General features: G+C 66.9%; 25 protein-coding genes. 13 read left to right on the top strand and 12 right to left on the bottom strand.

Translation table 11 applies throughout. The features are described from left to right. Positions 1-44: 44 nt before the first annotated feature. The 6 genes from ACH2A7_RS05185 to nuoE form a co-directional block, all read right to left on the bottom strand. Positions 45-935: a LysR family transcriptional regulator gene (locus ACH2A7_RS05185; protein ID WP_394960614.1), complete on the bottom strand. Its 891-nt coding sequence runs from the start codon at positions 933-935 to the stop codon at positions 45-47. Between the two features lie 138 nt (positions 936-1,073). Then, complete coding sequence (locus ACH2A7_RS05180; RefSeq protein ID WP_394960613.1) at positions 1,074-2,828, bottom strand: NADH-dependent [FeFe] hydrogenase, group A6; 1,755 nt, start codon at positions 2,826-2,828, stop codon at positions 1,074-1,076. A 15-nt stretch (positions 2,829-2,843) separates the two neighbouring features. Further along, positions 2,844-4,637, bottom strand: coding sequence for an NADH-ubiquinone oxidoreductase-F iron-sulfur binding region domain-containing protein (locus tag ACH2A7_RS05175; protein WP_394960612.1), 1,794 nt, complete (start codon positions 4,635-4,637; stop codon positions 2,844-2,846). A 13-nt stretch (positions 4,638-4,650) separates the two neighbouring features. Further along, positions 4,651-5,028 (bottom strand): (2Fe-2S) ferredoxin domain-containing protein, encoded by a 378-nt coding sequence (locus tag ACH2A7_RS05170; RefSeq protein WP_394960611.1) that lies wholly within the window; start codon positions 5,026-5,028, stop codon positions 4,651-4,653. Positions 5,029-5,034: 6 nt separating this feature from the next. Further along, positions 5,035-5,583 (bottom strand): ATP-binding protein, encoded by a 549-nt coding sequence (locus tag ACH2A7_RS05165; protein WP_394960610.1) that lies wholly within the window; start codon positions 5,581-5,583, stop codon positions 5,035-5,037. Between the two features lie 22 nt (positions 5,584-5,605). After that, entirely contained in the window at positions 5,606-6,100 is a 495-nt protein-coding gene (gene nuoE / locus ACH2A7_RS05160; RefSeq protein WP_394960609.1) for an NADH-quinone oxidoreductase subunit NuoE, read from the bottom strand. A gap of 245 nt (positions 6,101-6,345) precedes the next feature. On the opposite strand from nuoE, the gene ACH2A7_RS05155 reads away from it, so the two are divergent. From ACH2A7_RS05155 to ACH2A7_RS05135, 5 genes are read left to right on the top strand one after another with little or no spacing between them, the layout of a single operon-like run. Beyond that, positions 6,346-6,696, top strand: coding sequence for a DRTGG domain-containing protein (locus tag ACH2A7_RS05155; RefSeq protein WP_394960608.1), 351 nt, complete (start codon positions 6,346-6,348; stop codon positions 6,694-6,696). Continuing rightward, positions 6,693-7,118: an ATP-binding protein gene (locus tag ACH2A7_RS05150; protein WP_394960607.1), complete on the top strand. Its 426-nt coding sequence runs from the start codon at positions 6,693-6,695 to the stop codon at positions 7,116-7,118. Before ACH2A7_RS05155 ends, ACH2A7_RS05150 begins: the two co-directional genes overlap by 4 nt. Before the next feature lie 26 nt (positions 7,119-7,144). Continuing rightward, positions 7,145-8,440 carry a [Fe-Fe] hydrogenase large subunit C-terminal domain-containing protein gene (locus ACH2A7_RS05145; protein WP_394960606.1) on the top strand — a complete coding sequence of 432 codons (1,296 nt, stop codon included), beginning with the start codon at positions 7,145-7,147 and terminating at the stop codon, positions 8,438-8,440. Then, positions 8,437-8,766 (top strand): hypothetical protein, encoded by a 330-nt coding sequence (locus ACH2A7_RS05140; protein ID WP_394960605.1) that lies wholly within the window; start codon positions 8,437-8,439, stop codon positions 8,764-8,766. Before ACH2A7_RS05145 ends, ACH2A7_RS05140 begins: the two co-directional genes overlap by 4 nt. Before the next feature lie 21 nt (positions 8,767-8,787). Next, positions 8,788-9,474: a PHP domain-containing protein gene (locus ACH2A7_RS05135; RefSeq protein WP_394960604.1), complete on the top strand. Its 687-nt coding sequence runs from the start codon at positions 8,788-8,790 to the stop codon at positions 9,472-9,474. Positions 9,475-9,539: 65 nt separating this feature from the next. Here ACH2A7_RS05135 and spoIID read toward each other — a convergent pair whose 3' ends face one another. Further along, a complete protein-coding gene (gene spoIID, locus ACH2A7_RS05130; RefSeq protein WP_394960603.1) occupies positions 9,540-10,607 on the bottom strand; it encodes a stage II sporulation protein D in 1,068 nt (355 codons plus the stop codon). A 138-nt stretch (positions 10,608-10,745) separates the two neighbouring features. On the opposite strand from spoIID, the gene ACH2A7_RS05125 reads away from it, so the two are divergent. The 3 genes from ACH2A7_RS05125 to ACH2A7_RS05115 all read left to right on the top strand — a co-directional run bounded on the left by ACH2A7_RS05125 (position 10,746) and on the right by ACH2A7_RS05115 (position 15,810). Further along, positions 10,746-12,110, top strand: coding sequence for a citrate synthase (locus ACH2A7_RS05125; RefSeq protein ID WP_394960602.1), 1,365 nt, complete (start codon positions 10,746-10,748; stop codon positions 12,108-12,110). Continuing rightward, complete coding sequence (locus ACH2A7_RS05120) at positions 12,110-12,913, top strand: hypothetical protein (RefSeq protein WP_394960601.1); 804 nt, start codon at positions 12,110-12,112, stop codon at positions 12,911-12,913. The genes ACH2A7_RS05125 and ACH2A7_RS05120 overlap by 1 nt, the downstream gene beginning before the upstream one ends. A 296-nt stretch (positions 12,914-13,209) precedes the next feature. Then, a complete protein-coding gene (locus ACH2A7_RS05115; protein WP_394960600.1) occupies positions 13,210-15,810 on the top strand; it encodes a cation-translocating P-type ATPase in 2,601 nt (866 codons plus the stop codon). Positions 15,811-15,871: 61 nt separating this feature from the next. On the opposite strand, the gene ansA is transcribed toward ACH2A7_RS05115, so the two are convergent. Continuing rightward, positions 15,872-16,894: an asparaginase gene (gene ansA, locus ACH2A7_RS05110; RefSeq protein ID WP_394960599.1), complete on the bottom strand. Its 1,023-nt coding sequence runs from the start codon at positions 16,892-16,894 to the stop codon at positions 15,872-15,874. A gap of 55 nt (positions 16,895-16,949) precedes the next feature. Continuing rightward, positions 16,950-17,663 (bottom strand): ATP-binding protein, encoded by a 714-nt coding sequence (locus ACH2A7_RS05105; RefSeq protein ID WP_394960598.1) that lies wholly within the window; start codon positions 17,661-17,663, stop codon positions 16,950-16,952. A gap of 210 nt (positions 17,664-17,873) precedes the next feature. On the opposite strand from ACH2A7_RS05105, the gene gap reads away from it, so the two are divergent. After that, positions 17,874-18,884, top strand: coding sequence for a type I glyceraldehyde-3-phosphate dehydrogenase (gap, locus tag ACH2A7_RS05100; RefSeq protein ID WP_394960597.1), 1,011 nt, complete (start codon positions 17,874-17,876; stop codon positions 18,882-18,884). A 111-nt stretch (positions 18,885-18,995) separates the two neighbouring features. On the opposite strand, the gene ACH2A7_RS05095 is transcribed toward gap, so the two are convergent. Both ACH2A7_RS05095 and hisS read right to left on the bottom strand, forming a co-directional pair. Then, entirely contained in the window at positions 18,996-19,214 is a 219-nt protein-coding gene (locus ACH2A7_RS05095) for a DUF378 domain-containing protein (RefSeq protein WP_394960596.1), read from the bottom strand. 120 nt (positions 19,215-19,334) lie between these two features. After that, positions 19,335-20,579, bottom strand: coding sequence for a histidine--tRNA ligase (gene hisS, locus ACH2A7_RS05090; RefSeq protein ID WP_394960595.1), 1,245 nt, complete (start codon positions 20,577-20,579; stop codon positions 19,335-19,337). 113 nt (positions 20,580-20,692) lie between these two features. Between hisS and ACH2A7_RS05085 the strand changes: the two genes are divergently transcribed. Continuing rightward, complete coding sequence (locus tag ACH2A7_RS05085) at positions 20,693-21,868, top strand: MFS transporter (protein WP_394960594.1); 1,176 nt, start codon at positions 20,693-20,695, stop codon at positions 21,866-21,868. Positions 21,869-22,000: 132 nt separating this feature from the next. Next, positions 22,001-23,269, top strand: a complete 1,269-nt coding sequence (locus ACH2A7_RS05080) for a Gfo/Idh/MocA family protein (protein ID WP_394960593.1) — start codon at positions 22,001-22,003, stop codon at positions 23,267-23,269. On the opposite strand, the gene ACH2A7_RS05075 is transcribed toward ACH2A7_RS05080, so the two are convergent. Then, the gene (locus tag ACH2A7_RS05075; protein WP_394960592.1) at positions 23,247-23,492 is read right to left on the bottom strand and encodes a hypothetical protein; all 246 of its coding nucleotides are present in this window, start codon (positions 23,490-23,492) and stop codon (positions 23,247-23,249) included. The two genes, ACH2A7_RS05080 and ACH2A7_RS05075, sit on opposite strands and share 23 nt — an antisense overlap. 351 nt (positions 23,493-23,843) lie before the next feature. Here ACH2A7_RS05075 and ACH2A7_RS05070 point away from each other — a divergent pair, with 351 nt between their 5' ends. Continuing rightward, positions 23,844-24,536, top strand: coding sequence for an iron-sulfur cluster assembly scaffold protein (locus tag ACH2A7_RS05070; protein ID WP_394960591.1), 693 nt, complete (start codon positions 23,844-23,846; stop codon positions 24,534-24,536). A gap of 18 nt (positions 24,537-24,554) precedes the next feature. Further along, entirely contained in the window at positions 24,555-25,547 is a 993-nt protein-coding gene (locus tag ACH2A7_RS05065) for a GGGtGRT protein (protein WP_394960590.1), read from the top strand. The last annotated feature ends 62 nt before the right edge of the window (positions 25,548-25,609 follow it).

Here is a 25,609-nt window from a genome sequence, read left to right as displayed (position 1 = left end):
AACCGCGCGGGGGCCTTCTTTGCGTTTCCTGGGACTGCGCGCCCTCACGGCTGCTTGTCGTAAAGGCGCAGTTTGTTCAGCAGGGCTTTCAGCCGGCTGTTTTTGTTGTCCTTGCGCCAGATCATCGACACGCCCTGCTTGAGGGAATAGCTGGCGGGCAGTTCATAGCCCACCACGTTCACGTTGTTGGCCAGGTTCACATAGGGGCGCAGCAGGGTGATGTAGCGCCCGGTGGCAAGATGCAGGAGCACGTCGTCGTAGGAGTCCACGATCTTGATCCAGGCGGGGGTGAAGGGCAGCAGATTGACCATCCGGTAGCCGTTCTGCTCGATCAGGTATTTTGTGGTGATGAGGGGATAGCGGGAAAAGGCCTCCGGCGAGAGGGGCTTGTCGGCCCGGGCCAGCGGGCAGTTGCGGGAAAAGTACACCCGGGGCGCGGCGGACACCGCCGTGTGCAGTTTGATGTTGGGGTTCACGGGGTTGGAGTCCGACAGGATGAACCCCAGGTCCAGCGAGCCGTCCAGAACGCCGCTCAGCACCTCGCTGTTCTCCCGGCAGACCAGCCGGACGTTCAGCTCCTCCTCAAATTCCCGCAGCGTCTCGAAGAAATGGGGTATGGCCGACAGAAAATCGATGCTCTGGCAGAAGCCGATGCCGAGCTCCTCCTTGCCCAGGGCCTCGGAGCCGGTGAGCAGGCGGTCCACCGTGTCGTAGATCCCCGTCAGCTCCATGTCCAGTTCCACCGCCCGCTGGGTGGGAAAGCTGCCCCGCTTGCCCCGAATGAACAGCGGCTCGCCCACCACCCGCTCCAGCGCCCGCATCTCCTTGCTGATGGTGGACTGGGTGGTGTAGGCCAGTTTCGCGGCGGCCGAAAAGCTGGTGCTGCGCATGGCTGCCCGAAAATACAGTATCTGCTGAAAGCTGATGTCGTTCACCGCTGCCCGCCTCCCGTGCCCCTGTTGCGCCGCGCCCCAAAAGGGCCGCCGGGCAGCGCGGGGGGATGCCCCGCGCCGCCCGGCGCGCGTCTTTCTGCAAAGCGGCGCTCTGCAGTCTATTTTAGCGGATTTTCCCGCTCAATACAACTTCTCCCGCTTCTGGTAGTGGGTGTGCAGGATCTCGTGGGCCTTCTTGCCGCCGGGCTTGCCCAAAAACTCCACATACACCTTTTTCACCAGCAGGTTCTCGTGGCTCTTGCGCACGGGGCTGTGCTCGTCCTGATCGTAGAGGGCCTTGGCGCGCAGGGCCTTGATGTCGGTGAAGTTGCGCACCGGGGCGGGCTGGATGGGCTGGCCGCCGCCGTTGACGCAGCCGCCGGGGCAGGCCATCACCTCGATGAAGTCGTACTGCTTTTCGCCGCGGCGCACCATGTCCAGCACCTTGCCGGCGTTGGCGGTGCCGCTGACCACGCACACCCGCAGCGTCAGGTCCTCCACCTGGTAGGTGGCCTCCTTGATGCCTTTGGTGCCCCGCACGGCCTCGAACTCCACCGGCTGCACCTCCTGGCCGGTGAGGGTCTCCACCGCGGTGCGCAGCGCCGCCTCCATCACGCCGCCGGTGGCGCCGAAGATGTGCCCCGCGCCGGAGGCCTCGCCCATGGCGGGGTCGAAGTCCTCGTCGGGCAGGTCGTTGAAGCGCAGGCCGCTGCGGTGGATCATCCGCGCCAGCTCCCGGGTGGTGATGGACACGTCCACATCGGGGATGCCCTCGCCGGCGGCGCACTCGTCCGGGCGGCCGATCTCCAGCTTCTTGGCGGTGCAGGGCATCACGCTGACGCAGTAGATGTCCCGGGGGTCGATGCCCATCTTTTGCGCGTAGTAGGTCTTGCTCAGCGCCCCGAACATCTGCTGGGGGCTCTTGCAGCTGGAGAGGTTGGGGATGAAGTCCGGGTGGAAGGTCTCGCAGTAGCGCACCCAGCCGGGGCTGCAGCTGGTGATGAGGGGCAGGGGGCCGCCCTCCTTCACCCGGTGCAGAAACTCGGTAGCCTCCTCCATGATGGTCATGTCGGCGGCAAAGTCGGTGTCGAACACGCCGGCAAAGCCCAGCCGCCGCAGGGCGGCCACCATCTTGCCCTGCACGTTGGTGCCGATGGGCAGGCCGAACTCCTCGCCCAGGGCCGCCCGCACGCTGGGGGCGGTCTGCACGATGACGTGGCGGGTGGGGTCGCCCAGGGCGGCCCACACCTTGCCGGTGTCGTCCCGCTCCACCAGCGCGCCGGTGGGGCAGACGTTGATGCACTGGCCGCAGCCGATGCAGGTGGAGTCCGCCAGCTTGCCCTCAAAGGCGCAGGCGATGTGGGTGTTGAAGCCCCGCTCCACCACGTTGATGACCCCCACGCCCTGATTCTCGGCGCAGGTGGAGATGCAGCGGCGGCAGATGATGCACTTGGAGTTGTCCTTCAAAAGGTGCAGGGCGCTGTAGTCGTCCTGGCGCTCGGGCATCGCGCCCTCGAAGGAGTTGGATTTGTCCACCCCGTACTGCTTGCACAGCCGCAGCAGCTCGCAGTCGCCGCTGCGCACGCAGCTCATGCAGTCCTGGTTGTGGGTAGAGAGGATGAGCTCCAGGTTGGTCTTGCGGGCGGCCTGCACCTTGGGGGTGTTGGTGAACACCTCCATGCCCTCGCTCACCGGGTAGACGCAGGCGGGCAGCAGGTTTTTCGCCCCCTTCACCTCCACCACGCAGACGCGGCAGGCGCCGTTCACCCGCTGGATCTCCTTTAAGTAGCACAGGGTGGGGATGGTGATGCCGATCTCGTGGGCGGCCTCCAGGATGGTGGCCCCCGCCGGCGCTTTGCAGGGCACGTTGTTGATCTTCAGGTTTACCATTTCCATTCTTCCCGTCCTCCTTTAACCCTTGCTGATGGCGCCGAAGCGGCAGGTCTCCATGCAGGCCCCGCACTTGACACACTTGAGGGTGTCGATGTTGTGGGGGTTGCGCACGCTGCCGTTGATGGCGCCCGCGGGGCAGGCCCGGGCGCAGAGGGTGCAGCCGCGGCACTTGGTCTCGTCGATCTTGTAGGTGAGCAGGGCCTTGCACACCCCGGCGGGGCAGCGCTTGTCCTGGATGTGGGCCAGGTACTCCTCCCGGAAGTACTTCAGGGTGGAGAGCACCGGGTTCGGGGCGGTCTGCCCCAGGCCGCACAGGCTGTTCTCCTTGATGAACTGGGCCAGTTCCTCGATGCGCTCCAGATCCCGCATGGTGCCGTTGCCGCTGGTGATCTTCTCCAGCAGTTCCAAAAGGCGCTTGGTGCCCACCCGGCAGGGGGTGCACTTGCCGCAGCTCTCGTCCACCGTAAATTCCAAAAAGAACTTGGCGATGTCCACCATGCAGGTGTCCTCGTCCATGACGATCAGGCCGCCGGAGCCCATCATGCTGCCGATGGCCATCAGGTTGTCGTAGTCGATGGGGGTGTCGATGAGGCTGGCGGGGATGCAGCCGCCGGAGGGCCCGCCGGTCTGGGCGGCCTTGAACTTCTTGCCGCCGGGGATGCCGCCGCCGATCTCCTCCACGATCTCCCGCAGGGTGGTGCCCATGGGCACTTCCACAAGGCCGGTGTGCTTGATCTTGCCGCCCAGGGCGAACACCTTGGTGCCGGGGCTCTTCTCGGTGCCCATGCTGCGGAACCAGTCCGCCCCCTTCAGGATGATCTGGGGGATGTTGGCGTAGGTCTCCACGTTGTTCAGGATGGTGGGCCGGCCGAACAGGCCCTTCTTGGCGGGGAAGGGCGGGCGGGGCCGCGGCTCGCCCCGGTTGCCCTCGATGCTGGTCATCAGGGCAGTCTCCTCGCCGCAGACGAAGGCGCCCGCGCCCAGCTTGATGTCGATGTCGAAGGAGAAGTCGGTGCCGAAGATGTTTTGGCCCAGCAGGCCGTACTCCCGGGCCTGGGCGATGGCGGTGGACAGCCGGTTCACCGCGATGGGATACTCCGCCCGCACATACACATAGCCCCGGTCTGCCCCGATGGCGTAGCCGGCGATGGCCATGGCCTCGATGACGCTGTGGGGGTCGCCTTCCAGCACGCTGCGGTCCATAAAGGCCCCCGGGTCGCCCTCGTCGGCGTTGCAGCAGACGTATTTTTCCACCTTGCCCCGGTCGGCGCAGGCCAGCTGCCACTTGCGCCCGGTGGGGAAGCCGCCGCCGCCCCGGCCCCGCAGGCCGGAGTCCAGCACCACCTGGATGACCTCATCGGGGGTCATCTCGGTGAGGGCCTTGCCCAGGGCGGCGTAGCCGTCGAAGGCGATGTACTCCTCGATGTTCTCGGGGTTGATGACGCCGCAGTTGCGCAGGGCGATGCGCTTTTGCTTTTTGTAGAAGGAGGTCTCGTCCAGGCTCTTGATGGAGTTGTCCTCGGCCACCGTCTCGTTGTAGAGCAGGCGGATCACCGGGCGGCCCTTCAAGAGGTGCTCGCCCACGATCTCCGCCACGTCCTCGGGCTTGACCATGCTGTAAAAGGTGCCCTCGGGGTAGATCACCACGATGGGGCCCAAAGCGCACAGGCCGAAGCAGCCGGTGCGGATGACCTTCACCTCGTTTTCCAGCCCGGCGGTGACGATCTCCGCCTCGAAGGCCGCCGCCACCCGGTCGCTGCCGGAGGAGGTGCAGCCGGTGCCGCCGCAGATCATGACATGACTTCTGTACATTGGCTTCGCCTCCTTATTCTTCCGTGCCGGCCTGGCCGATGGTGTATTCGGTCACCACATGGCCGCCCGCCAGATGTTCCGCCACCACCCGGGCGGCCTTTTCGGGGGTCATGTGCACATAGGTCACCTTCTCCTGCCCCGGCACGAACACCTCCACCACCGGCTCGTACTTGCAGATGCCGATGCAGCCCGTCTGGGTGACCATGATGCCGGAAAGCCCCCGGCGGGCCACCTCTTCGGTGAAGGCGTTCAGCACGGGCCGCGCGCCCATGGCGATGCCGCAGGTGGCCATGCCCACCTGCACGCGGATGGGGTTTTCGCCCGGCTCGCGGGTATTCACGGTCTGGCGCATCCGGTCCCGGATGGCCGCCAGTTCCTGCAAACTCTTCATACAGCGTTACTCCTTTTCCAAAATCTCACGGATGTGTTCGGCCAGATATTCCCGCAGCCACAAGGCCACCTCCGGCTCCGCGAAGCTCACCCCGCCCAGCAGCGGCCGCATCTCGCGGGTGTCGGCGCAAAAAGCGCCGCCGGGCCCGGTGAGGGTGAACACGAAGTCGATGTCCGGGCTGCACTGGATAAGGCCCGCCACGCTGGCGGCCGTGTCCCCCAGGGGTGGCATGTCGATGTGGTCGGTGCAAAAGAGCGCCGTCACGGCGGTGCCTCTGCCTTCTTCGCTCTCCAGCGTCAGCTGCCCGCCGGTGAGCTCGGCCGCCATCTTCAGAAAGGGCAGCCCCAGGCCCACCTTGCGGCTGGTGCGGCTGGTGCAGAAGGGATCGGTCACCCGGGCGGCCAGCGCCGGGTCCATCCCCTTGCCGTTGTCGGTGATGGAAAGCCGCAGCCGGCGGGCGGCGTTGTCCACCGCAAGGTCGATGCGCACCAGCGTTGCACCGGCGGCCACCGCGTTCTCCGCCACGTCCAGCAGGTTCATCGAAAGTTCCTGCACCCTCCGGCCTCCTTTTGCCCGCTCAGTCCTGGTATTTGGCCAGGATGCCGTCCAGATCGTCCACCGTCAGCCGGCCATAGACGTCGTCGTTCACCATCAGCACCGGGGCCAGGCCGCAGGCGCCCACGCAGCGGCAGGCGTCCAGGCTGAACTTGCCGTCCGGCGTGCACTCGCCGCCGGCGATGCCCAGTTTCTCCTGCAGCTTTTCATACAGCTTGCCGCTGCCCTTCACATAGCAGGCGGTGCCCAGACACACGCTGATGCGGTATTTGCCCTTGGGCGTCAGGCTGAACTGGCTGTAAAAAGTGGCCACGCCGTACACTTCGGCCAGGGGCTTGCCCAGCGCCTCGGCCACCATGCGCTGTACTTCGATGGGCAGGTAGCCGTAGATCTCCTGGGCCTTCTGCAGGGCGGGCATCAGCGCGCCCGGCGTGTCCCGGTTTTCGTCCAGCCAGGCCTTCAACTGCCCTTCCTGTTCGGGTGTGCCGGCAAACGGCACGGTGGAAAAGTGCCTCATACTATCCCTCCTGATGGTTGGTCACGGGGGCAGCGGTACCTGCCCATACAAGACCATTATACCAAAAGATCGTTACGGAATAAACAATCTGAGGGCGAGAAATACAGACAAAATTGAACGGGATGTTTCAATGAAATTGTGAAAAATACCCCAAATCCGCCCTTGTCAGCGGGGTGGGCGTCTTTTATAATAAAAGCAAAGAGGCGGCCGGCCGGGCCGCCCGAGGGAAAAGGGAGGGCGCCGATATGACCATCGGGCAGGTGAGAGACATTCTGAACGCGACGCTGCACACGCCAGCTGCCGACCTGGACACCCAGGTGCACGGGGCTTGCGGCAGCGATATGATGAGCGACGTGCTGGCCTATGTGAAGGACCAGGCGGTGCTGCTCACCGGGCTGAACAATCCCCAGGTGGTGCGCACCGCCGAGATGATGGACATGGTGTGCATCGTGTTTGTGCGGGGCAAGCAGCCCCAGGCGCAGATCGTGGAGATGGCGGCGGCGCGGGGGATGGCGGTGCTCTCCACCGACCTGCCCATGTTCACCGCCTGCGGCAGGCTCTATCAGCAGGGCCTGCGGGGAGGGGAGATGGCATGAGCGAACCCATCCGGCTGGAGTACACCGTGCCCGGCGACGACTTCGCCCGGGCGGGGGAGGCCAGCGCCGAGCTGAAGTCCACCCTGAAAAAGCTGGGCCTGCCCGCGGCGGCGGTGCGGCGCATCGCCATCGCCCTCTACGAGGGGGAGATCAACCTGGCCATCCACGCGGGGGGCGGGCGCATCGACGTGGCCATCGGCGACGAGGCGGTGGAGATGGTGCTGTCGGATCACGGGCCCGGCATCCCGGACATCGAGCAGGCCATGCGGGAGGGCTTTTCCACCGCCAGCGCCGAGGTGCGCAGCCTGGGCTTCGGGGCGGGCATGGGCCTGCCCAACATGAAGCGCTACACCGATGAATTCCACATCGAATCCACCGTGGGGGTGGGCACCACCATCGCCATGCGGGTGAACATCGACTGAGCGGCGCGCCGTTCGGGGAGGGGAACATGGACCAATTCGTGCATTCGGTCACGCTGGAAAAGCGGCTGTGCAACGGCTGCACCAACTGCATCAAGCGCTGCCCCACCCAGGCCATCCGGGTGCGGGGCGGCAAAGCGGTGATCGAGGCGGGGCGCTGCATCGACTGCGGCGAGTGCATCCGGCTTTGCCCCCACCGGGCCAAGCGGGCGGTGAGCGACCCGCTGGCGCTGCTGGGGCATTTCGAATACCGGGTGGCCATCGTGCCCCCCAGCCTCTATGTGCAGTACAACCACCAGAAAAATCAGGATCTGGTGCTGGACGCGCTGTGCAAAGCCGGCTTTGACGACGTGTTTGAGGAGGCGGCCGCCGCCGAACTCATCAGCGACGCCACCAGCCGCATCCTGGCCACCGGCAGCGTGGAAAAGCCGGTGATCAGTTCCGCCTGCCCGGCGGTGACGCGGCTCATCCGGGTGCGCTTTCCCCAGCTGATCGACCATGTGCTGCCCCTGGTGCCGCCCATGGAACTGGCGGCCCGCATGGCCAAGGAGCGGGCCGCGGAAAAGACCGGCCTGCCAGCGGAAAAGATCGGCTGCATCGCCATCGTGCCCTGCCCGGCCAAGGTCACCATGCGCCGCGCGCCGGTGGGCAGCAGCCGCAGCGCCCTGGACGGGGCGGTGGCCGCGGCGGAGATCTACCCCAAACTGCTGGCACTGATGGACGGCAGCCGCACCCCGCCCCACCGGGCGACGGCGGGCGCGGCGGGCCTGGCCTGGGCGGCCAGCGGTGGCGAGGCGCTGGGCCTGTCCGGGGTGGAGAATCACCTGGTGGCGGACGGCATGGAGAACATCACCCGGGTGCTGGAGGATCTGGAGGACGAAAAATACGACCAAATCGACTTTGTGGAGCTGCGGGCCTGCGCGGGCGGCTGCCTGGGGGGCGTGCTGCAGCTGGAAAACCCCTACATCGCCCGCACCAAACTCAAGCGGATGCAGCGCACGGTGGCGGGCACGGTGAACCGGCTGAACGGCGGGGTGCCCACCGGGATGCTGTGGGACACCGACCTCACCTACGCCCCGGTGCTGGAACTGGGGGCCACCCGGGGGGAGCGGTTCGAGCGATACAACCGGATGCAGGCCATCTGCAAGGCCCTGCCGGGGCTGGACTGCGGCGCCTGCGGCGCGCCCAGCTGCGAGGCGCTGGCGGAGGACGTGGTGCGGGGCCTGGCCCAGGTGACCGACTGCGCCCTGCTGCGCTGCCGCCAGCTGGAGGCGCTGCTGGCAAAACAGGAGAGAGCGGCCGGGGAAGGGGGCGAGGGACGATGACCACCAACGACCTGCCCGCCGCCTGCGGCTTTTTGCCGCTGGTGCCGGGGGAGGAGCGGGAGATAAAAGGGGTCTTCACCGGCGACCTTTTGAGCTGGGCCATGGGCCGGGCGAAGGAGGGGGACGCCTGGTTCACCGTGATGGGCAACGTGAACGCGGTGGCGGTGGCCTGCCTGGCGGAGTGCGCCTGCGTCGTGCTCTGCCACGGCGCCGTTCTGGACGACACCGCCCGGCAGCGGGCGGCGGAAAACGATGTGCTGGTGTTTGCCACCGACCTGCCGGAATTTGAGGCGAGCCTTGCCCTGGCAAAGGCCATGGGCCTGTAAAAACGAAAGGGGGAAAAGGCGATGCGGTACGACCTGCACCTGCACACCTGCCTTTCCCCCTGCGCCGACCGGGACATGACCCCCGCCAACGTGGCGGGGCTGGCGAAGCTGGCGGGGGCCGGGCTCATCGCCGTCACCGACCACAACAGCGCCCTGAACCTGCCCGCCGCCGCGCGGGCCTGCCGGGAGTACGGGCTGCGCCTGCTGCCGGGGCTGGAGGTCACCTGCGCCGAGGAGATCCATCTTCTGTGCTACTTCAAAACGGTGGAGGCGGCGCTGGAGTACGGCCGGCAGCTGTGGCAGGCGCTGCCGCCCCTGCCCTGCGACCCGGCCATCTGGGGCGAGCAGTGGGTGATGGACGAGGAGGACCGGGTGCTGGCCAGGATCAACAAGCTGCTGCCCGCCGCCTGCGCCTGGCCGCTGGAGGAGGCGGCCGCCCGGTGCCGCTTCTTAGGCGGCGAGCCGGTGCCCGCCCACGCCGACGCGGGCAGTTATTCCGCTTTTTCCGTGCTGGGGCTGCTGCCCGCCGAGGCGGGCTTTCGGGCGGTGGAACTGCAAAGGCCGGAGCGGGCGGCGGAGTATGAGCGGCGGGGTCTGCTGCCCCCCGGTCTCGAGGTGCTCGCCTCCTCCGACGCCCACTTCCTTTCGGCGGTGGGCGGGCGGATGGAGGAACTCCCGCCCGAGAGCGTGCTGTGCCGGCTGCTGTGAAAATGCAAAAAAGGGCCGCCCGCGGGGAGATCTTTTCTCCCCGCGGGCGGCCCTTTCGTCCGCGCTCAGCCCGGCAGCGTCTCCAGGGCGGTGCCGGGGTAGTAGTGGGCCAGGATCTCGGCGCAGCTTTTGCCGGTGAGGGCCATGGCGCTGGCGCCGTACTGGCTCATCCCCACGCCGTGCCCGTATCCCCTGGTGGTGACCGCAAACACCCCGTCGGAATACTCGATGGAAAAACAGGCGCTGCGCAGCCCCAGCGCCGTGCGCAGGTCGGTGCCCCGCACGAACACCCCGGCGCACTGGATCTTGTCCACATAGCCGGCGGGGGTGTAGCTGGCTTCGCCGAACCAGCCCTCCGGTTCGCCCTCCTCCGGCGCGGCCCCCGGCACCGCCAGCACGATGGCGTCGTACATCTGCTGGGTGGTGTAGGTCACCGTCTGTTCATACCCCTCGGCGGTGAGGTCCAGGGTGGAATCCACCCCCGCCAGGTAGGGCAGCGCCTCGTTCCACACGTTCTCGCTGGCCTCGGTCTGCCCGTTGCTGATGGCGTGGTAACAGGCCGCCGCCGGCGCCCCCTCAAAGGTGAGCACCTGGTGCAAAAGGGGGGTGAACAGCGCCTCCAGACGGGCATAATTGGCCGCAAAGGCGTCGCCCCAGTAGCTTTGCAGCACCTCCTTGCTCATGTAGCCCTGCCGGCGTGCCGGGTCCACCGAGAACCAGGCCCCCGAGAGCTTGTCCGCCTCGGCGTGGTCCCGCTGGTAGAGGGCGTAGCTGTGGCTGGCAATGGCCTGGGCCTTCAGCGCCTCGTCCGGCCAGGTCACCGGCATCTCGCTGGCCGCCGCCCCGATGAGATACTCCAGCAGCGGCACCTCCAGCACCTCGCCGGCGCCCGCGTCCCACAGGCGGATCACCTCGCTGTCGGCCTCCGCGTCCGCCGGCTGCTGCCCCGTCTCGTCCGGGTCGGCGGGAGCAAGGAACTGGGCGGCGGGGCTCTGACCGGCCTCCGGGTCGGCGGAGGCGGCGGGCGGATCGGCGCTTTCGCCGGAGGCCCGCACCGGCACCAGCAGGCTCACCAGCGGCAGGCAGTAGGTGAGCAGGGCGAACAGGGCAATGGGAAGCAGCGCGCGTTTCATGTACATCCTCCTTTTTGTCGCCCTTGCAATTTAAGGGCAAACCGTGTAATATGGAAAATATATATATTAAAGAGACAGGCGGCCGCGGGACGCGGCGGAGTACGGGAAAGTATCAAATGAGGAAAGGAAAAAAGGATCATGGCGGTGGAAAAGACCCGGCTCGCGCCGGAGACAATGAAATATCTATGCGAGGAGTTCCTGAAAAATAACTACATCGACCCCGAGACCAGCGAGCGGCTGGGGGTCAAGCGGGGGCTGCGCAACCCGGACGGCACCGGCGTGCTGGCGGGGCTCACCAACGTCTGCGACGTGGTGGGCTATGAAAAAACGCCCGACGGCAGGGTGGTGCCCATCCCGGGCAAGCTCATCTACCGGGGCATCAATGTGGAAAAGATCGTGGAGGAGGCCTATGAGAAGGACCGCTTCATGTTTGAAGAGGTCATCTGGCTGCTGCTCTTCGGCACCCTGCCCACCGCCTCGGAACTGGACCAGTTCGATGAGATCCTGCAAAGCCACCGGGCCCTGCCCGACGGCTTTGCCGAGGACATGATCATGAAGGCCCCCAGCCCCAATCTGATGAACAAGCTGGCCCGGGGCGTGCTGGCCATGTACAGCTACGACCAGAATCCCGAGGACCTGAGCCTGGAGAACCTGCTGGAGCAGTCCATCAGCCTGATCGCCGGCCTGCCCACCATCATGGTGAACGCCTACCAGATCAAGCGGCGCATCTACGACCACCAGAGCATGTATTTCCATATGCCCACCCCCGGCCAGAGCACCGCCGAGCACATCCTGGCCACCTACCGGGCGGACCAGAAGTTCACCCACGAGGAGGCAAAGCTGCTGGATCTGTGCCTGGTGCTCCACGCGGACCACGGCGGCGGCAACAACTCCGCCTTTACCTGCCGGGTGCTCTCCTCCTCCGGCACCGACACCTACTCCGCCATCGCGGCGGCCATCGGCAGCCTGAAGGGGCCCAAGCACGGCGGCGCCAACCTGAAGGTGATGGAGCAGCTGGGCCAGATCCAGGCCGGGGTGCAAAACCACGCCGACGAGGACGAGGTGCGGGAGTTTCTGCGCAAGATCATCCGCCGTCAGGAGGGCGACGGCAGCGGCCTGATCTACGGCATGGGCCACGCGGTGTACACCCTCAGCGATCCCCGGGCGGTGATCCTGCGCCAGAAGGCCCGGGACCTGGCCATGGAGAAGGGCTTTGAGGACGAGTTCAACCTGCTGTGCCTGGTGGAGCGGCTGGGCCCCCAGGTGTTCGCCGAGGAGAAGGGCAACAAGACCGTCTGTGCCAATGTGGACCTGTTCAGCGGCCTGATCTACAAAATGCTGGGCATCGGGCCGGACCTGTACACCCCGCTGTTCGCCATCAGCCGCATCCCCGGCTGGTGCGCTCACCGGGTGGAGGAAGTGATGTTCGCCAACCGCATCATCCGCCCGGCCTACAAGTATCTGGGCGTGCGGCAGAAATACAAGACCCTCGAGGAACGCTGATGAAACGCATTGCTGCTTTTTTGCTGCTGCTGGTGGCGGCGACGGCGGGCGCGGCCCGCTGGCTGGACGTGGTGAACTACACCGACCTTGCCACCGGCTTTGTGACCTGGGGCCCCGCCTGGGCGCGCTACGCCGTGGCGGGGGGCGTGCTGGCGCTGCTGGCGCTGGGCGCGCTGCTGGCGCCCCGCCGCCCCGCGGCCCTCTGCGGCCAGAGCACCGCTCAGGGCGTGACGTGCTTTCTGGCCGGCTTCGGCTTTGCCGCGCTGGCGGGCACGAAACTGGCCGGCTGGGCGGCGCTGGACGCCTTCGGCAAGGCCTGCGCGGTGCTGTACCTGGTCAGCGCCGTCTGGATGCTGCTGCTGGGCCGCAGCCGGTTCACCCCCGAGTTTGAAGCCCCCACCGGCAGCGCCCTGTGGGGGGTGGCGGGCACCCTCTCGCTCTATCTGCTCACCATCTGCCGCTTCGGCCTGGCCCCCACCGGCATGGCCCGGGTGGACGCCAACTTCGCCGCCCTGGCGGCGCTGGCGGCGCTGCTCTTCACCGCCGCCCAGGCCAAGGTGGCCTATCTGCCCGGCGGGCGCAGCGGCGGCTGGGTGTTCTTCACCGGCAGCGCGGCTTTTCTGCTGTGCAGCTGCCTGGCCTTCCCCGGCGCGCTGGCCCGCTTTCTGGTGGGCAGCGCCGCCCCGGCCGACCTGGCCGAGGCCGCGGCGCTGGCGCTGGTGGGCCTTTGCGGCGCGGTGTACGCCTTTGGCTCCGCGGGGGCCCCGGCCCGGGAGCCGGAACCCGCCGCCGACGGGACCTGAAATGTAAAATGTTTGTAAAATGGGGGCGGCGCGATTGACGCGCCGCCCCCTTCCGGGTATAATAACGGTGTTGAAAAGGGAGTAGTGTAGGCGGCCGGTCCAAAGCCGCCCTGCCGCACCGCCAACAAGCCGGCCCCTCGGGCCTGGCGGCGCGGGCCCTGTGTTTTGTGGTCACAAGACTTTTCAGCAGTCGCTTTGCCGCGGCTGCCGGGAGGTCTTTTCTTTTTGCCCGGCCGCCGCGCAAGGACGGCCGGGCATTTTATATGCCCGCAAAGAAGACAGGGGAGGCACAAAAGATGGAAAACTGGTACAAAAAAACAGCCCGCGAGACCCTGGACGCCCTGCAGGTCACCGCCGAGGGCCTCACCGCCGACGAGGCGGCCCGCCGTCGGGAGCAGTACGGGGAGAACAAGCTGTCGGAGGGCAAGAAAAAGAGCGCTTTGCAGGTGTTTGCCGAACAGTTCAAGGACCTGCTGGTGATCATCCTCGTGGCGGCGGCCCTCATCTCCCTGGCCAGCGGCCAGAGCGAGAGCACCCTGGTGATCTTCGCGGTGCTGCTGCTCAACGCGGTGCTGGGCACGGTGCAGTACCTCAAGGCGGAAAAGAGCCTGGAGAGCCTGAAGGCCATGTCCGCCCCCACCGCCAAGGTGCTGCGGGGCGGCGAGACGGTGGCCCTGCCCTCCACACAGGTGGTGCCCGGCGACGTGGTGCTGCTGGAGGCGGGCGACATGGTGGTGGCCGACGGGCGGCTTTTGAACAGCTGGTCGCTGAAGGTCAACGAGAGCAGCCTCACCGGTGAGAGCGAGCCGGTGGAAAAGACCGACGGGCCGCTGGAAGGGGACGAGGTGCCCCTGGGCGACCGGAAAAACATGGCCTTTTCCGGGTCGCTGGTCACCTACGGCCGGGGGATGATGGTGGTCACCGGCACCGGCATGGACACCGAGATCGGCCACATCGCCGCCCTGATGAACCGCACCCAGCAGCGCAAGACCCCCCTGCAGCAGAGCCTGGACGCCTTCAGCGGCAAGCTGGCGGTGGTGATCATGGCCATCTGCGGGGTGGTGTTCCTGCTGTCCATCTTCCGCAGCGGCATGCCCGTGCTGGACTCCCTGATGTTCGCCGTGGCGCTGGCGGTGGCCGCCATCCCCGAGGCCCTCAGCTCCATCGTCACCATCGTGCTGGCCATGGGCACGCAGAAGATGGCCCGGCAGAACGCGGTCATCAAGGACCTGAAGGCGGTGGAGAGCCTGGGGTCGGTGTCGGTGATCTGCTCGGACAAGACCGGCACCCTCACCCAGAACCGCATGGAGGTGCAGAAGGCCTGGGTGGCCGGCGAGGAGCTGGACGCGGCCGCCATGGCCGCCGACGACCCGGCCCAGACCCTGCTGGCCGGGATGGGCCTGCTGGCCAGCGACGCCACCATCGGCGAGGAGGGCGCGGTGGGCGACCCCACCGAGATCGCCCTGGTGCAGCTGGGGCGGGGCATGGGCCTGAGCGAGCAGGCCCTGCGGGCGGAATACCCCCGCCTGGGCGAGCTGGCCTTCGACTCCGACCGCAAGCTGATGAGCACCCTGCACCGGGTGGACGGGCGGCGCACCCTCTACACCAAGGGCGCCATGGACGAACTGCTGGCCCGCTCGGCGCGCATCCTCACGGCGGCGGGCGAGCGGCCCATCACCGACGACGACAGGGCCCTGCTGGACAGGGTGAACGACGCCTGGTCGGGGCAGGGGCTGCGGGTGCTGGGCTTTGCCCGCCGCACCCTGGCCGAGGACGAACCCCTCACCATGGCCTGCGAGAGCGACTTCACCTTTGTGGGCCTGGTGGCCATGGTGGACCCGCCCCGGCCCGAGTCGGTGCAGGCGGTGGCGGACGCGAAGCGCGCCGGCATCCGCACCATCATGATCACCGGCGACCACAAGGTCACCGCCAGCGCCATCGCCGCCAAGATCGGCATCCTGCGGCCGGGGGACGAGGCGCTGGACGGCGCGGCGCTGCAGCGCATGACCGACGCTCAGCTGGACGAGGTGCTGCCCCGGGTGTCGGTCTACGCCCGGGTCTCGCCCGAGCACAAGATCCGCATCGTGGAGGCCTGGCAGCGCCGGGGCAGCATCGTGTCCATGACCGGCGACGGGGTGAACGACGCGCCCGCCCTGAAGGCCGCGGACATCGGCGTGGCCATGGGCATCACCGGCACCGAGGTGAGCAAGGACGCCGCCTCCATGATCCTCACCGACGACAACTTCGCCACCATCGTGCGGGCGGTGGTGAACGGCCGGGGCGTCTATGCCAACATCAAAAACGCCATCCAATTCCTGCTCTCGGGCAACACGGCGGGCATCCTCTGCGTGCTGTGGGCCTCGCTGGCGGGGCTGCCGGTGCCCTTCCAGGCGGTGCACCTGCTGTTCATCAACCTCCTCACCGACAGCCTGCCCGCCCTGGCCATCGGCATGGAGCCCGCGGGGGAGGACCTGCTGGACCAGCCCCCCCGCGACCCCAGGAAACCCATCCTGGACAAGGGGCTGCTGGGCGTCATCGGCGCCCAGGGCGCGCTGATCGGCGCCGCCACCATGACCGCCTTCTACCTGGGCCTTTCCGCCGGCGGGGCGGCGCTGGCCAGCACCATGGCCTTCGCCACCCTCACCCTGGCGCGGCTGTTCCACGGGTTCAACTGCCGGGGCCGGGCGTCCATCTTCAAGCTGGGCTTTTCCGGCAACTGGTACAGCCTGGGGGCCTTCGTCCTGGGCGTGGTGCTGCTGGCGGCGGTGCTCTTCGTGCCGGCGCTGGAGGGCCTCTTCGCCGTGAGCGCCCTCTCGGGGGCCCAGCTGGGGCAGATCGCCCTGCTGGCCCTGGCGCCCACCCTGGTCATCCAGCTTTACAAGATCATCAGGCGCTGACAAAGCAAGAGGCGGCCCCCGCCGGGAACTTCCCGGCGGGGGCCGCCTCTTTCGCGGAAATTTATGTAGCGGCGTCGCTGCGCTCGCCCCGCAGGTTTTCTCCCATCTTCTCCTTCACGGCGGCGGCGTCCAGCCCCTTGCTGAACAGATAGTAGAGTTTTGCCACGGCGGCCTCGGTGGTCATGTCGCCGCCGCTCACCGCCCCCGCCGCCGTCAGCGCCGCGCTGGCGGCGTACTCACCCAGCAGCACCCCGCCCTGGAAGCACTGACTGCACACCGTCAGCACCGCGCCGTTCTGCCAGGCCTTGCGGATGAGGGGCGGCAGCGCGCCCTGCTCGTCGGGGATGTTGCCCGCGCCGAAGGTCTCCAGCACGATGCCCCGCAGCCGGCGGGTCATGATGGGCTCGAACAGGTCGAACTGGATGCCGGGGAACACCTTCAGCACCCCGATGGGCACCTGGTCGAAGGGGGCCAGCGCCGGCGGGCCCTCGGGGCCGGGCCGGCGCAGGGCCGCGTCGTCGTAGCGGATGTTCACCCCCGCCAGCGCCAGCGGCGGGTAGTTGGGGCTGAAAAAGGCCTGCAGCCCGTCCGCCGAGCGCTTTACCGCCCGGTTGCCCCGCAGCAGCTTGCCGCCAAAATAAAGGCACACCTCGGCGGCCCGGCCCTGGGCCGCGATCAGCAGGCTGGTGATCAGGTTCTCCCGCCCGTCGCTGCGCAGCCGGCACAGGGGGATCTGGCTGCCGGTGAGCACCACCGGCTTTTGCAGGTTCTCCAGCATGAAACTCAGCGCGCCGGCGGTGTAGGCCATGGTGTCGGTGCCGTGCAGCACCACAAAGCCGTCGTAATCGCCGTAGCGGGCAAAGATGGCCCGGCCGATGTCGTTCCACTGGTCCACCGCGATGTTGGAGGAGTCCAGCAGGGGATCCATCTCCACCAGGTCCCAGTCGGGGGCCTCGGGGCCGGTGAGTTCCGGCATCTCCGCCAGCAGCGGGCCCAGGTATCCCCGCCGGGGGGCGTAGCCCTTGGGGGTGGGCACCATGCCGATGGTGCCGCCGGTGTAAAGGATACAGATTCGCTTTTTCATGCCCTGCCTCCCGAAAAATCGTGCACGTCCATTATAATATACCCGTTTGCGCGGGTCAATCGGGCAGGATGCACCGGGGCGACAGCTGCACATACACCGGGCTGTACCGGTCGGCCAGCAAAGCGGCGGCGTGGGGCGGCCGGGGCAGCCGGGCCACCGGGCACAGCGGCAGCGACAGCGCCGCCGCCACCCCCCGGCCCGGCCGGCTCTCCAGTGTGAAGGCCCCGCCGTAGCGGGCCGCGAAGGCGGCGGCCAGCGGCAGCCCCAGCCCCAGCCCCGGCAGGCTGCCCGACCCGGCAAAGGGGGTCAGGGCCTGCCGCTGGCGGTGGAGCGGGATGCCCGGCCCCCAGTCCCGGAAGAGCAGCACCGCCCGGTTGCCCTGGCGCAGGCAGCGCACGCTCACCGCCGGTTTCGCCCCGCCGTAGACAAGGCTGTTGCACAAAAGATTCAGAAATGCCGCCCCGAAGGCCGGCTCGCTGGCGGCCACCGGCAGCGGCTGGCCGCAGGCGGCAAAGCGCAGCAGGGAAGGGGGCATGGGGCACACCTCCCGCGCCGCCTCGGCCAGCGCCCGGGCGCTGGCGGCAAGGTCCATCACCCGCGCGGGAAAGCCGCCGCCGGTGAGATCCGCCCACATCTCCAGATTCTGCGCCGCGCGCAAAATGCGGTAGCCGGCGGCGCGCGCCGCCGCGCCTTCCGCCGTGAGCACCTCGGCGCATTCAGCGCGCAGCAGCGCCGCGGTGCGCCGCGGGCACTCGGTTTGCAGGCTCATCCCATCCCCGTCCTTTTTTCAGTCTCCCTTTAGTGTGGCGGGGCGGGCTTTGTTCATGCGCGCGTTGTACCTTCCAAAGTTTTCTTTTGCATTTTTGCGTTAAATTCTTCACAGCCCCTTGTGCTTTCACGGGAATTGCGTTACAATAAAACCAACCGTGAGAAGTTCCGCCCGCCAGGGAGGGGCTCGAATCATAAGGAGGATTTTACAATGGCAGTGAAAGTTGCAATCAATGGTTTCGGCCGCATCGGCCGTCTGGCCTTCCGTCAGATGTTTGGCGCGGAGGGCTACGAAGTGGTGGCCATCAACGATCTGACCAGCCCCGAGATGCTGGCCCATCTGCTGAAGTACGATACCGCCCAGGGCCGTTACGCGGGTCACACCGTGGAGGCCGGTGAGGACTCCATCACCGTCGACGGCAAGAAGATCACCATCTACAAGAACCCCAACCCCGCCGAGCTGCCCTGGGGCGAGCTGGGTGTGGACGTGGTGCTGGAGTGCACCGGCTTCTTCACCAAGAAGGACAAGGCCATGGCCCACATCCAGGCCGGCGCCAAGAAGGTCGTCATCTCCGCTCCCGCGGGCAACGACCTGAAGACCATCGTTTACAGCGTGAACGAGAACACCCTGACCGCCGATGACCAGATCATCAGCGCCGCTTCCTGCACCACCAACTGCCTGGCTCCCATGGCCAAGGCCCTGAACGACACCTACCCCATCCAGAGCGGCATCATGACCACCGTGCACGCCTACACCGGTGACCAGATGATCCTGGACGGCCCCCACCGCAAGGGCGACCTGCGCCGTGCCCGTGCCGGCGCCGCCAACATCGTGCCCAACAGCACCGGCGCTGCCAAGGCCATCGGCCTGGTCATCCCCGAGCTGAACGGCAAGCTGATCGGCTCCGCCCAGCGCGTGCCCGTTCCCACCGGCTCCACCACCATCCTGGTGGCTGTTGTCAAGGGCAAGGACGTGACCAAGGAGAGCATCAACGCCGCCATGAAGGCCGCCGCTTCCGAGAGCTACGGCTACAACGAGGATCCCATCGTGTCCAGCGACGTGATCGGCATGCGCTACGGCAGCCTGTTCGACGCCACGCAGACCATGGTCACCAAGATCGACGACGACACCTATCAGGTGCAGGTCGTGGCCTGGTACGACAACGAGAACAGCTACACCAGCCAGATGGTGCGCACCATCAAGTACTTCGCTGAGCTGTAATCTCAAAGCAGACAGAGGGGCCCCGGCAGACGCCGGGGGCCCCTTTTTTGCGCGGGAAAGGCCGCGGCGCTTTTAAAAAGCGCCGCGGCCTTTCCGTTGCGGTCACAAGATTCAGGATTGGGTGCGCTCGCCGCCGTCGCCCAGGCCGAACAGGCCGGGGATGGCGCCCAGGGCCGCCAGGCCCACCAGCGTGAAGATGATGCGGCTGATGGTGCTGGCGGAACCGCCGAACAGCCATCCCACCAGGTTGAAGCTGAACAGGCCCACCAGGCCCCAGTTCAGACCGCCCACGATCAGCAGGACAAGACAGATTTTAAAGAAGATCTGCATACACGCCTCCTCCTCCCTTCCTGGCAGTAGTCTGCCCGGGCGGCGGGGCGTTTATGCAAAAAAAGGAGGGGCGGACGTCTTTCGCCCGCCCCTCCCGTTCAAATCGAAGGGGAAAACGGCTCACCGGGCCACGCCCAGCGCCTTGATGTCGTCGTTGTCGAAGAAGGCCGCGGCGGCAAAGCCCTGGGCCTCCAGCTGGCCCAGCTGCTTGCCCAGCTTTTTTGCCTGGGGCAGCACCGTCACCGTGTACTGGCCGCGCAGGTCGGCGGCCTTTTTCAGCACGGCGGCAAAGTCCGACCCGGGCAGGTAGAGCAGCGCCAGCCGGGCCTTGTCGGCGGGCACCGTGAAGCCCTGCTCCGCCAGGATGCCGCAGATGCGCTCAAAACCGATGGAAAAGCCCACCGCCGGCACCGCCTGGCCCAGGAACTTGCCCACCATGTTGTCGTAGCGGCCGCCGCCGGCCACCGCCCCTGCAAAGGCGGGGCAGGTCACCTCGAACACCATGCCGGTGTAGTAGCCCTGGCCCCGCACCAGGCTGGGGCAGTATTCGATGGCGTATGTTCCGTCCGCCAGCGTTTTGACCGCCTCCATCACCCGCTCAAGGTCTGCCGCCAGGGCCTCGTCGCCGCACAGCGCGCTCACCGCCTGCAGGTCGGTGCGGCCGGCGGCCAGAAATTCGCTCAGCGCCGCCACCGCGGCGGCGGGGCAGCCCTTGTCGGCCAGTTCGGCGGTCACGCCCTCGGCGCCGATCTTGTCCAGCTTGTCAAAGGTGATGCAGACGCTGTCCAGGCTGTCGGCGGCAAAGCCCATGCCTGCCAGCATCCCCCGCAAAATGCGCCGGTCGTTGATGTTCACCGTGAAGTCCTTGAAGCCGATGTCCAGAAGGGCCCGGGCGGTCACGTCGATCAGTTCGATCTCGGCGTTGGTGCTCTCGTCGCCCAGGATGTCGATGTCGCACTGCACGAACTCCCGCATCCGGCCCTTCTGGGGCCGCTCGGCGCGGAACACCCGGTCGGTCTGGATGACCTTGCAGGGCGTGGGCAGTTTGTCCCGGTTGGCGGCGTAGTAGCGGCTCAGCGGCAGCGTCAGGTCGTAGCGCAGCCCCATGTCCGACAGCTCTTTCTCCTGCCCCGAGGCCAGCGCGGCGGCCAGCTTGTCCCCCCGCTTGAGCACCTTGAAGATCAGGTTCAGGTTGTCGCCGCCCTCGCTCTTGTCCAGGTTCTCCATGTCCTCCAGCATGGGAGTGGAGATGCGCTGAAAGCCGCTGGCGCGGTAGGTGGCCAGGATGCGCCCCTGCACATAGTCCCGCAGGCGCTGTTCGTCGGGCAGATAGTCCTTCATGCCCTTGAGCGGATGGATCTTCATGACGGTTCCCCCTGTATCGCGTGTTTAACCTATATATCATAGCCCCCCGCGGCCGCATTTGTCAACCGGAAAGCGGCCATACTAAACCGGAAATCACAGAAGGGGGAGAGCCGATGCAGGCGTTTTTGAAGAAGAACCGGTGGAGCATCCTGGCGGCGGGGGCCGCCATCCAGATCCTCACCGGGGTGCCCGCCGCCTGGGGCGTGTTCCAGGGGCCGGTGCGGGCGGAGTACGGGTTCGACGAGGGGGCGGCCAGCTTTGTGCTCAGCCTCACCATAGGGGCCTACGGGCTGGGGTGCGTGATCGGGGGCTTTTTACAGGACAAGGCCGGCCCCCGCATCGCCGGTTTTGCGGGCACGGCGCTGCTGGCGGCGGGCTTCTTCGCGGTGGGCTTCGTGCCGGCGGGCAGGCCGTGGCTGTTCTACCTGGCCTTCTCTTTGCCGGTGGGGCTGGGCAGCGCCTTCCTCTACCCGGCGGTGATGGGCTGCGCCCAGAAGTGGTACGCCGACAAAAAGGGCCTGGCCACCGGGGTCATCGGCGGGGCGGTGGGCCTGTCGGGCGCGGCGCTCACCCTGCTGGTGCGCTTTTTGAGCGGGCGGTGGGGCATCCGGGTCTGCTTCTGGGCGCTGGGGGGCGCCATGCTGGCGGTGTGCGCCGTGGGCAGCGCTCTGCTGGAAAACCCCGAAAATGCCCAGACCCCGGCGGCGGGCGGCGGGCCGGACCTTCCCCCCAAAAAGATGCTGCGCACGCGGCAGTACCGGCTGCTCTTTCTGGCCACCGCCCTGGGCACGCCGGCGGTGCTGCTCTTCAGCCCGGTCATCGTGCAGTTGGGCCAGGAGCGGGGCCTCTCGGAGGGCGCCGCCCATCTTGCCGTGGCCATCGGCTCGGTGGGCTCGGCGGCGGGGCGGCTGGCCATGCCCGCCCTCAGCGACCGCATCGGCCGGCGGGCGGCGGACCTCATCCTGTTCGCCGGCCTCGCCGGGCTGTCGGCGGCCTTCGCCTTCGCCGGCGGCTGGTGGGTGATCGCCGTCTACACCGCCCTGACCTTCTGCTACTCCGGCGAGGCGGCGGTGCTGCCCAGCCTGTGCACCGACCTGTTCGGCCTCAAACACACCGGCGTCAACTACGGCTTTTTGGCCCTGGGCATGAGCGCGGGCAGCATCGGGTTTCCCCTTGCGGCCCGGGCGCTGGGCCTGGCCGTCGGCAGGCACTGGCTGGCGGTGGGGGCCGCGGCGGCGGGATTCGCCTGCCTGGTGGCGCTGCGCCCCACCCGGGGCAAACGGCTTTAAAAGGGCAAGCCCCCTTTTTTCGCGGGCCGGCGGCCTGTTTTGTGCCCGGCCGGGCACTCCCCTCTGTTCATCCCGCCGCGGCAGGTGTATACTGGACACAGCATCCGAACCAAAGAGGGGAGAGAAAACGCTGTGAAGGATTCTTTCAGCATCGCATTGATCGGCCTGGGAAACCGGGGCAAGGACACCTATCTGCCGGAATTTTTGAAGTGCGGCGACAGGGTGCGGGTGACCGCCATCGCGGAGCCCGTGGACGAACGGCGGGAAGAGGTGGCACGCCGCCTGCAGCTGCCGCCGGAGCGCTGCTTCAGAACGGGGGAGGAACTGCTGGCCGGCCCGCGCCTGGCGGACGCGGCCTGCATCGCCACCATGGACCGGCAGCATGTGCCCCAGGCGGTGCCCGCGCTGGAAAAGGGGTACGACCTGCTGCTGGAAAAACCCGTGTCGCCCTCGCTGGAGGAGTGCGCCCGGCTGGCCCGGACCGCCCGCAGGACCGGCCGGCGGGTGGTGGTGTGCCATGTGCTGCGCTACACCCCCTTCTACCGCAAGGTCAAGGAGCTGCTGGAGGCGGGCGCCGCGGGGACGGTGATGACCATCCAGGCCATCGAGAACGTGGGCTACTGGCACCAGGCCCACAGCTTTGTGCGGGGCAACTGGCGCGACGACCGCACCTCCAGCCCCATGCTGCTGCAAAAGTGTTGCCATGATCTCGATCTCTACCTGTGGCTGGCGGGCAAGAGCGCGGCGCGGGTGTCCTCCTTCGGGGCCAACTCCTTCTTCAACGCCGCCCACGCCCCGGCGGGCGCGGCGGACCGGTGCCTTTCCGGCTGCGCCGCCAAGGAGAACTGCCCTTTCGACGCGGAGAAGATCTATCTGACCAACGCCGCCACCGGCATCGACGCGGGCAACGACGGCTGGCCCTGCGAGGTGCTGGCGGCCCATCCCACCCACGATTCGGTGCGGGAGGCCATCCGCACCGGGCCCTACGGGCGGTGCGTTTTCGCCTGCGACAACAACGTGGTGGATCACCAGGTGGTGAACGTGGAGATGAGCGACGGCAGCACCCTGGGCTTTACCATGACCGGCTTCACCCAGCACAACACCCGCTTTGCGAAGTTCATGGGCACGGCGGGGGAGCTCACCGCCGACCTGTTGGCCGGCGAGATCACGCTGCGGCAGTTCGGGCAGCCGGAACAGGTGTTCTCCGTCGACGCGGCCGAGGGCCACAGCGGCGGCGACGCGGGCCTGGTGCGGGCCTTTGTGGAACTGATGCTGGGCGGCGAGCCCGGCAGCGGCCTCACCAGCCTGGACGTGTCGCTGGAGAGCCACTCCATCGCCCTGGCCGCCGCCTCTGCGCGCGTTTTTACAGGATTCTCTTTTATTTCTCGCCGAAGAGATTGAACCGGAACAGGCGGCTCTCGTCCTCAGGGTCGGAGCACTCGAACTGGGCCGAGGCGATCTGGCCGCCCTTGATCAGGCTGGTGAAGCCGATCATCTGGCACAGCTTGCTCTTCAGGTTCAGCCGGTCGCCCTCGGGGGTGACCATGTACACGTCGCCCTTGCAGGAAGCGACGACCTTGGCGAAATCACTCACGTCGAAATTGTTCACATTGATGCGATCCATGGTGGATGACCTCTCTTTCTCGATTTTCCCAAGCAAAACCGCGGCGCGGGGCCACCGTCGTACTCTTCTGAAAAACGGCGCCCCAGCCGTTTTCCTCGCCCCCATACTATAGCATAGTTATTGTAGAAATGCAACAAAAGTGTTTGTAAAAAAGCCCAAAGATATTGCACGATCACCGGCCGGTGTCAAAAAGCCCCGGCGGCGGCGGGGAAAATTTGTGGCACACTGCGGCAAAAGGCGGGGAAAACGCCTTGAAAAAAGAGGGCTTTTTGCCTATAATGGATACTGCGGAACATTGTGCAAACAATCACAATATACCCGGCAGTACGAAGAGCAAAGGAGAGAACGAACATGACCTATTCGCATGAAGTAGAGCGTATGTGTCCTCTGACCAAAGGGCCTCACCACGGCCCCGCGCCCATCCCGGAGGAAGGCAACTGGGTCAAGGCGTATGAGATCAAGGATATTTCCGGCCTGACCCACGGCGTGGGCTGGTGCGCCCCCCAGCAGGGCACCTGCAAGCTGACCCTGAACATCAAGCAGGGCATCATCGAGGAGGCTCTGGTGGAGACCATCGGCTGCTCCGGCATGACCCACTCCGCCGCCATGGCGGGCGAGATCCTGCCCGGCAAGACCATCCTGGAGGCCCTGAACACCGACCTGGTGTGCGACGCCATCAACGTGGCCATGCGCGAGTTGTTCCTCCAGATCGTCTACGGCCGCAGCCAGACCGCCTTCAGCGAGGACGGCCTGCCCATCGGCGCCGGCCTGGAGGACCTGGGCAAGGGCCTGCGCAGCATGACCGGCACCATCTTCTCCACCAAGGCCAAGGGCGTTCGTTACCTGGAGCTCACCGAGGGCTACATCCTCAAGCTGGCGCTGGACGACAACAACGAGGTCATCGGCTACCAGTTCGTGCGGCTGGGCAAGATGCTGGAGGCGATCCGCCACGGCGAGGACCCCAAGACTGCCTACGAGAAGAACATCGGCACCTATGGCCGGTTCGATGGCGCTGCGAAGTACATCGACCCGCGGGAAGAGTAAGAGGGGAGGAGTTACACAATGGCTACTTTTGAATCTATGGAGCGCCGCATGCCCAAGATCGAGGCGTGCCTGAAGGCCAACGGCCTGGAGAGCCTGGACGCCTGCCGCGATATGCTGCTGGCCAAGGGCATCGACTGCGACGCCATCGTCAAGGGCGTGCAGCCCATCTGCTTTGAGAACGCCGTCTGGGCCTACACCCTGGGCACCGCCATCGCGGTGAAGCGCGGCCTGAAGAACGCGGCCGACTGCGCCGCCGCCATCGGCGAGGGCCTGGAGGCCTTCACCATCCCCGGCTCGGTGGCCGAGCAGCGCCAGGTGGGCCTGGGCCACGGCAACCTGGGCGCCATGCTGCTGCGGGACGAGACCAAGTGCTTCGCCTTCCTGGCCGGCCACGAGTCCTTCGCCGCCGCCGAGGGCGCCATCGGCATCGCCCGCACCGCCAACAAGGCCCGCAAGACCCCGCTGCGTGTCATCCTGAACGGCCTGGGCAAGGACGCCGCCTATATCATCAGCCGCATCAACGGCTTCACCTATGTGGAGACCGACTTCGACTTCAAGACCGGCGAGCTGAAGGTCGTCCGTGAGAAGGCCTTCTCCGACGGCGAGCGCGCCGCCGTGAAGTGCTACGGCGCCAACGACGTGCTGGAGGGCGTTGCCATCATGAAGAAGGAGGCCGTGGAGGTCTCCATCACCGGCAACTCCACCAACCCCACCCGCTTCCAGCACCTGGTGGCCGGCACCTACAAGAAGTGGGCCATTGAGAACGGCAAGAAGTACTTCTCCGTTGCCTCCGGCGGCGGCACCGGCCGCACCCTGCACCCGGACAACGTGGCCGCCGGCCCCGCCAGCTACGGCCTGACCGACTCCATGGGCCGTATGCACGGCGACGCCCAGTTCGCGGGCTCCAGCTCCGTGCCTGCCCATGTGGAGATGATGGGCCTGATCGGCATGGGCAACAACCCCATGGTGGGTGCCACCGTGGCCTGCGCCGTGGCCGCCAGCCAGGCGTAAGGCGCGCCATCGCCTGAAAACGAAAAAAGCCGGTATGGCCGTTTGGCCATACCGGCTTTTTC

Origin of the sequence: Candidatus Allofournierella merdavium (assembly GCF_944382735.1) — a bacterium.
GTDB classification, from domain to species: Bacteria; Bacillota; Clostridia; order Oscillospirales; family Ruminococcaceae; genus Allofournierella_A; species Allofournierella_A merdavium.
The sequence above is the reverse complement of the archived record's forward strand: the minus strand, read 5'-3'. Positions and strand labels throughout refer to the sequence as shown.

What these genes read in the sequence shown, in the direction of transcription:
- ACH2A7_RS05180 (WP_394960613.1), bottom strand. Translation starts at nt 2,828, where the DNA reads ATGGAAATGGTAAACCTGAAGATCAACAACGTGCCCTGCAAAGCGCCG.
- ACH2A7_RS05175 (WP_394960612.1), bottom strand. Translation starts at nt 4,637, where the DNA reads ATGTACAGAAGTCATGTCATGATCTGCGGCGGCACCGGCTGCACCTCC.
- ACH2A7_RS05170 (WP_394960611.1), bottom strand. Translation starts at nt 5,028, where the DNA reads ATGAAGAGTTTGCAGGAACTGGCGGCCATCCGGGACCGGATGCGCCAG.
- nuoE (WP_394960609.1), bottom strand. Translation starts at nt 6,100, where the DNA reads ATGAGGCACTTTTCCACCGTGCCGTTTGCCGGCACACCCGAACAGGAA.
- ACH2A7_RS05155 (WP_394960608.1), top strand. Translation starts at nt 6,346, where the DNA reads ATGACCATCGGGCAGGTGAGAGACATTCTGAACGCGACGCTGCACACG.
- ACH2A7_RS05150 (WP_394960607.1), top strand. Translation starts at nt 6,693, where the DNA reads ATGAGCGAACCCATCCGGCTGGAGTACACCGTGCCCGGCGACGACTTC.
- ACH2A7_RS05145 (WP_394960606.1), top strand. Translation starts at nt 7,145, where the DNA reads ATGGACCAATTCGTGCATTCGGTCACGCTGGAAAAGCGGCTGTGCAAC.
- ACH2A7_RS05140 (WP_394960605.1), top strand. Translation starts at nt 8,437, where the DNA reads ATGACCACCAACGACCTGCCCGCCGCCTGCGGCTTTTTGCCGCTGGTG.
- ACH2A7_RS05135 (WP_394960604.1), top strand. Translation starts at nt 8,788, where the DNA reads ATGCGGTACGACCTGCACCTGCACACCTGCCTTTCCCCCTGCGCCGAC.
- spoIID (WP_394960603.1), bottom strand. Translation starts at nt 10,607, where the DNA reads ATGAAACGCGCGCTGCTTCCCATTGCCCTGTTCGCCCTGCTCACCTAC.
- ACH2A7_RS05125 (WP_394960602.1), top strand. Translation starts at nt 10,746, where the DNA reads ATGGCGGTGGAAAAGACCCGGCTCGCGCCGGAGACAATGAAATATCTA.
- ACH2A7_RS05120 (WP_394960601.1), top strand. Translation starts at nt 12,110, where the DNA reads ATGAAACGCATTGCTGCTTTTTTGCTGCTGCTGGTGGCGGCGACGGCG.
- ACH2A7_RS05115 (WP_394960600.1), top strand. Translation starts at nt 13,210, where the DNA reads ATGGAAAACTGGTACAAAAAAACAGCCCGCGAGACCCTGGACGCCCTG.
- ansA (WP_394960599.1), bottom strand. Translation starts at nt 16,894, where the DNA reads ATGAAAAAGCGAATCTGTATCCTTTACACCGGCGGCACCATCGGCATG.
- ACH2A7_RS05105 (WP_394960598.1), bottom strand. Translation starts at nt 17,663, where the DNA reads ATGAGCCTGCAAACCGAGTGCCCGCGGCGCACCGCGGCGCTGCTGCGC.
- gap (WP_394960597.1), top strand. Translation starts at nt 17,874, where the DNA reads ATGGCAGTGAAAGTTGCAATCAATGGTTTCGGCCGCATCGGCCGTCTG.
- ACH2A7_RS05095 (WP_394960596.1), bottom strand. Translation starts at nt 19,214, where the DNA reads ATGCAGATCTTCTTTAAAATCTGTCTTGTCCTGCTGATCGTGGGCGGT.
- hisS (WP_394960595.1), bottom strand. Translation starts at nt 20,579, where the DNA reads ATGAAGATCCATCCGCTCAAGGGCATGAAGGACTATCTGCCCGACGAA.
- ACH2A7_RS05085 (WP_394960594.1), top strand. Translation starts at nt 20,693, where the DNA reads ATGCAGGCGTTTTTGAAGAAGAACCGGTGGAGCATCCTGGCGGCGGGG.
- ACH2A7_RS05075 (WP_394960592.1), bottom strand. Translation starts at nt 23,492, where the DNA reads ATGGATCGCATCAATGTGAACAATTTCGACGTGAGTGATTTCGCCAAG.
- ACH2A7_RS05070 (WP_394960591.1), top strand. Translation starts at nt 23,844, where the DNA reads ATGACCTATTCGCATGAAGTAGAGCGTATGTGTCCTCTGACCAAAGGG.
- ACH2A7_RS05065 (WP_394960590.1), top strand. Translation starts at nt 24,555, where the DNA reads ATGGCTACTTTTGAATCTATGGAGCGCCGCATGCCCAAGATCGAGGCG.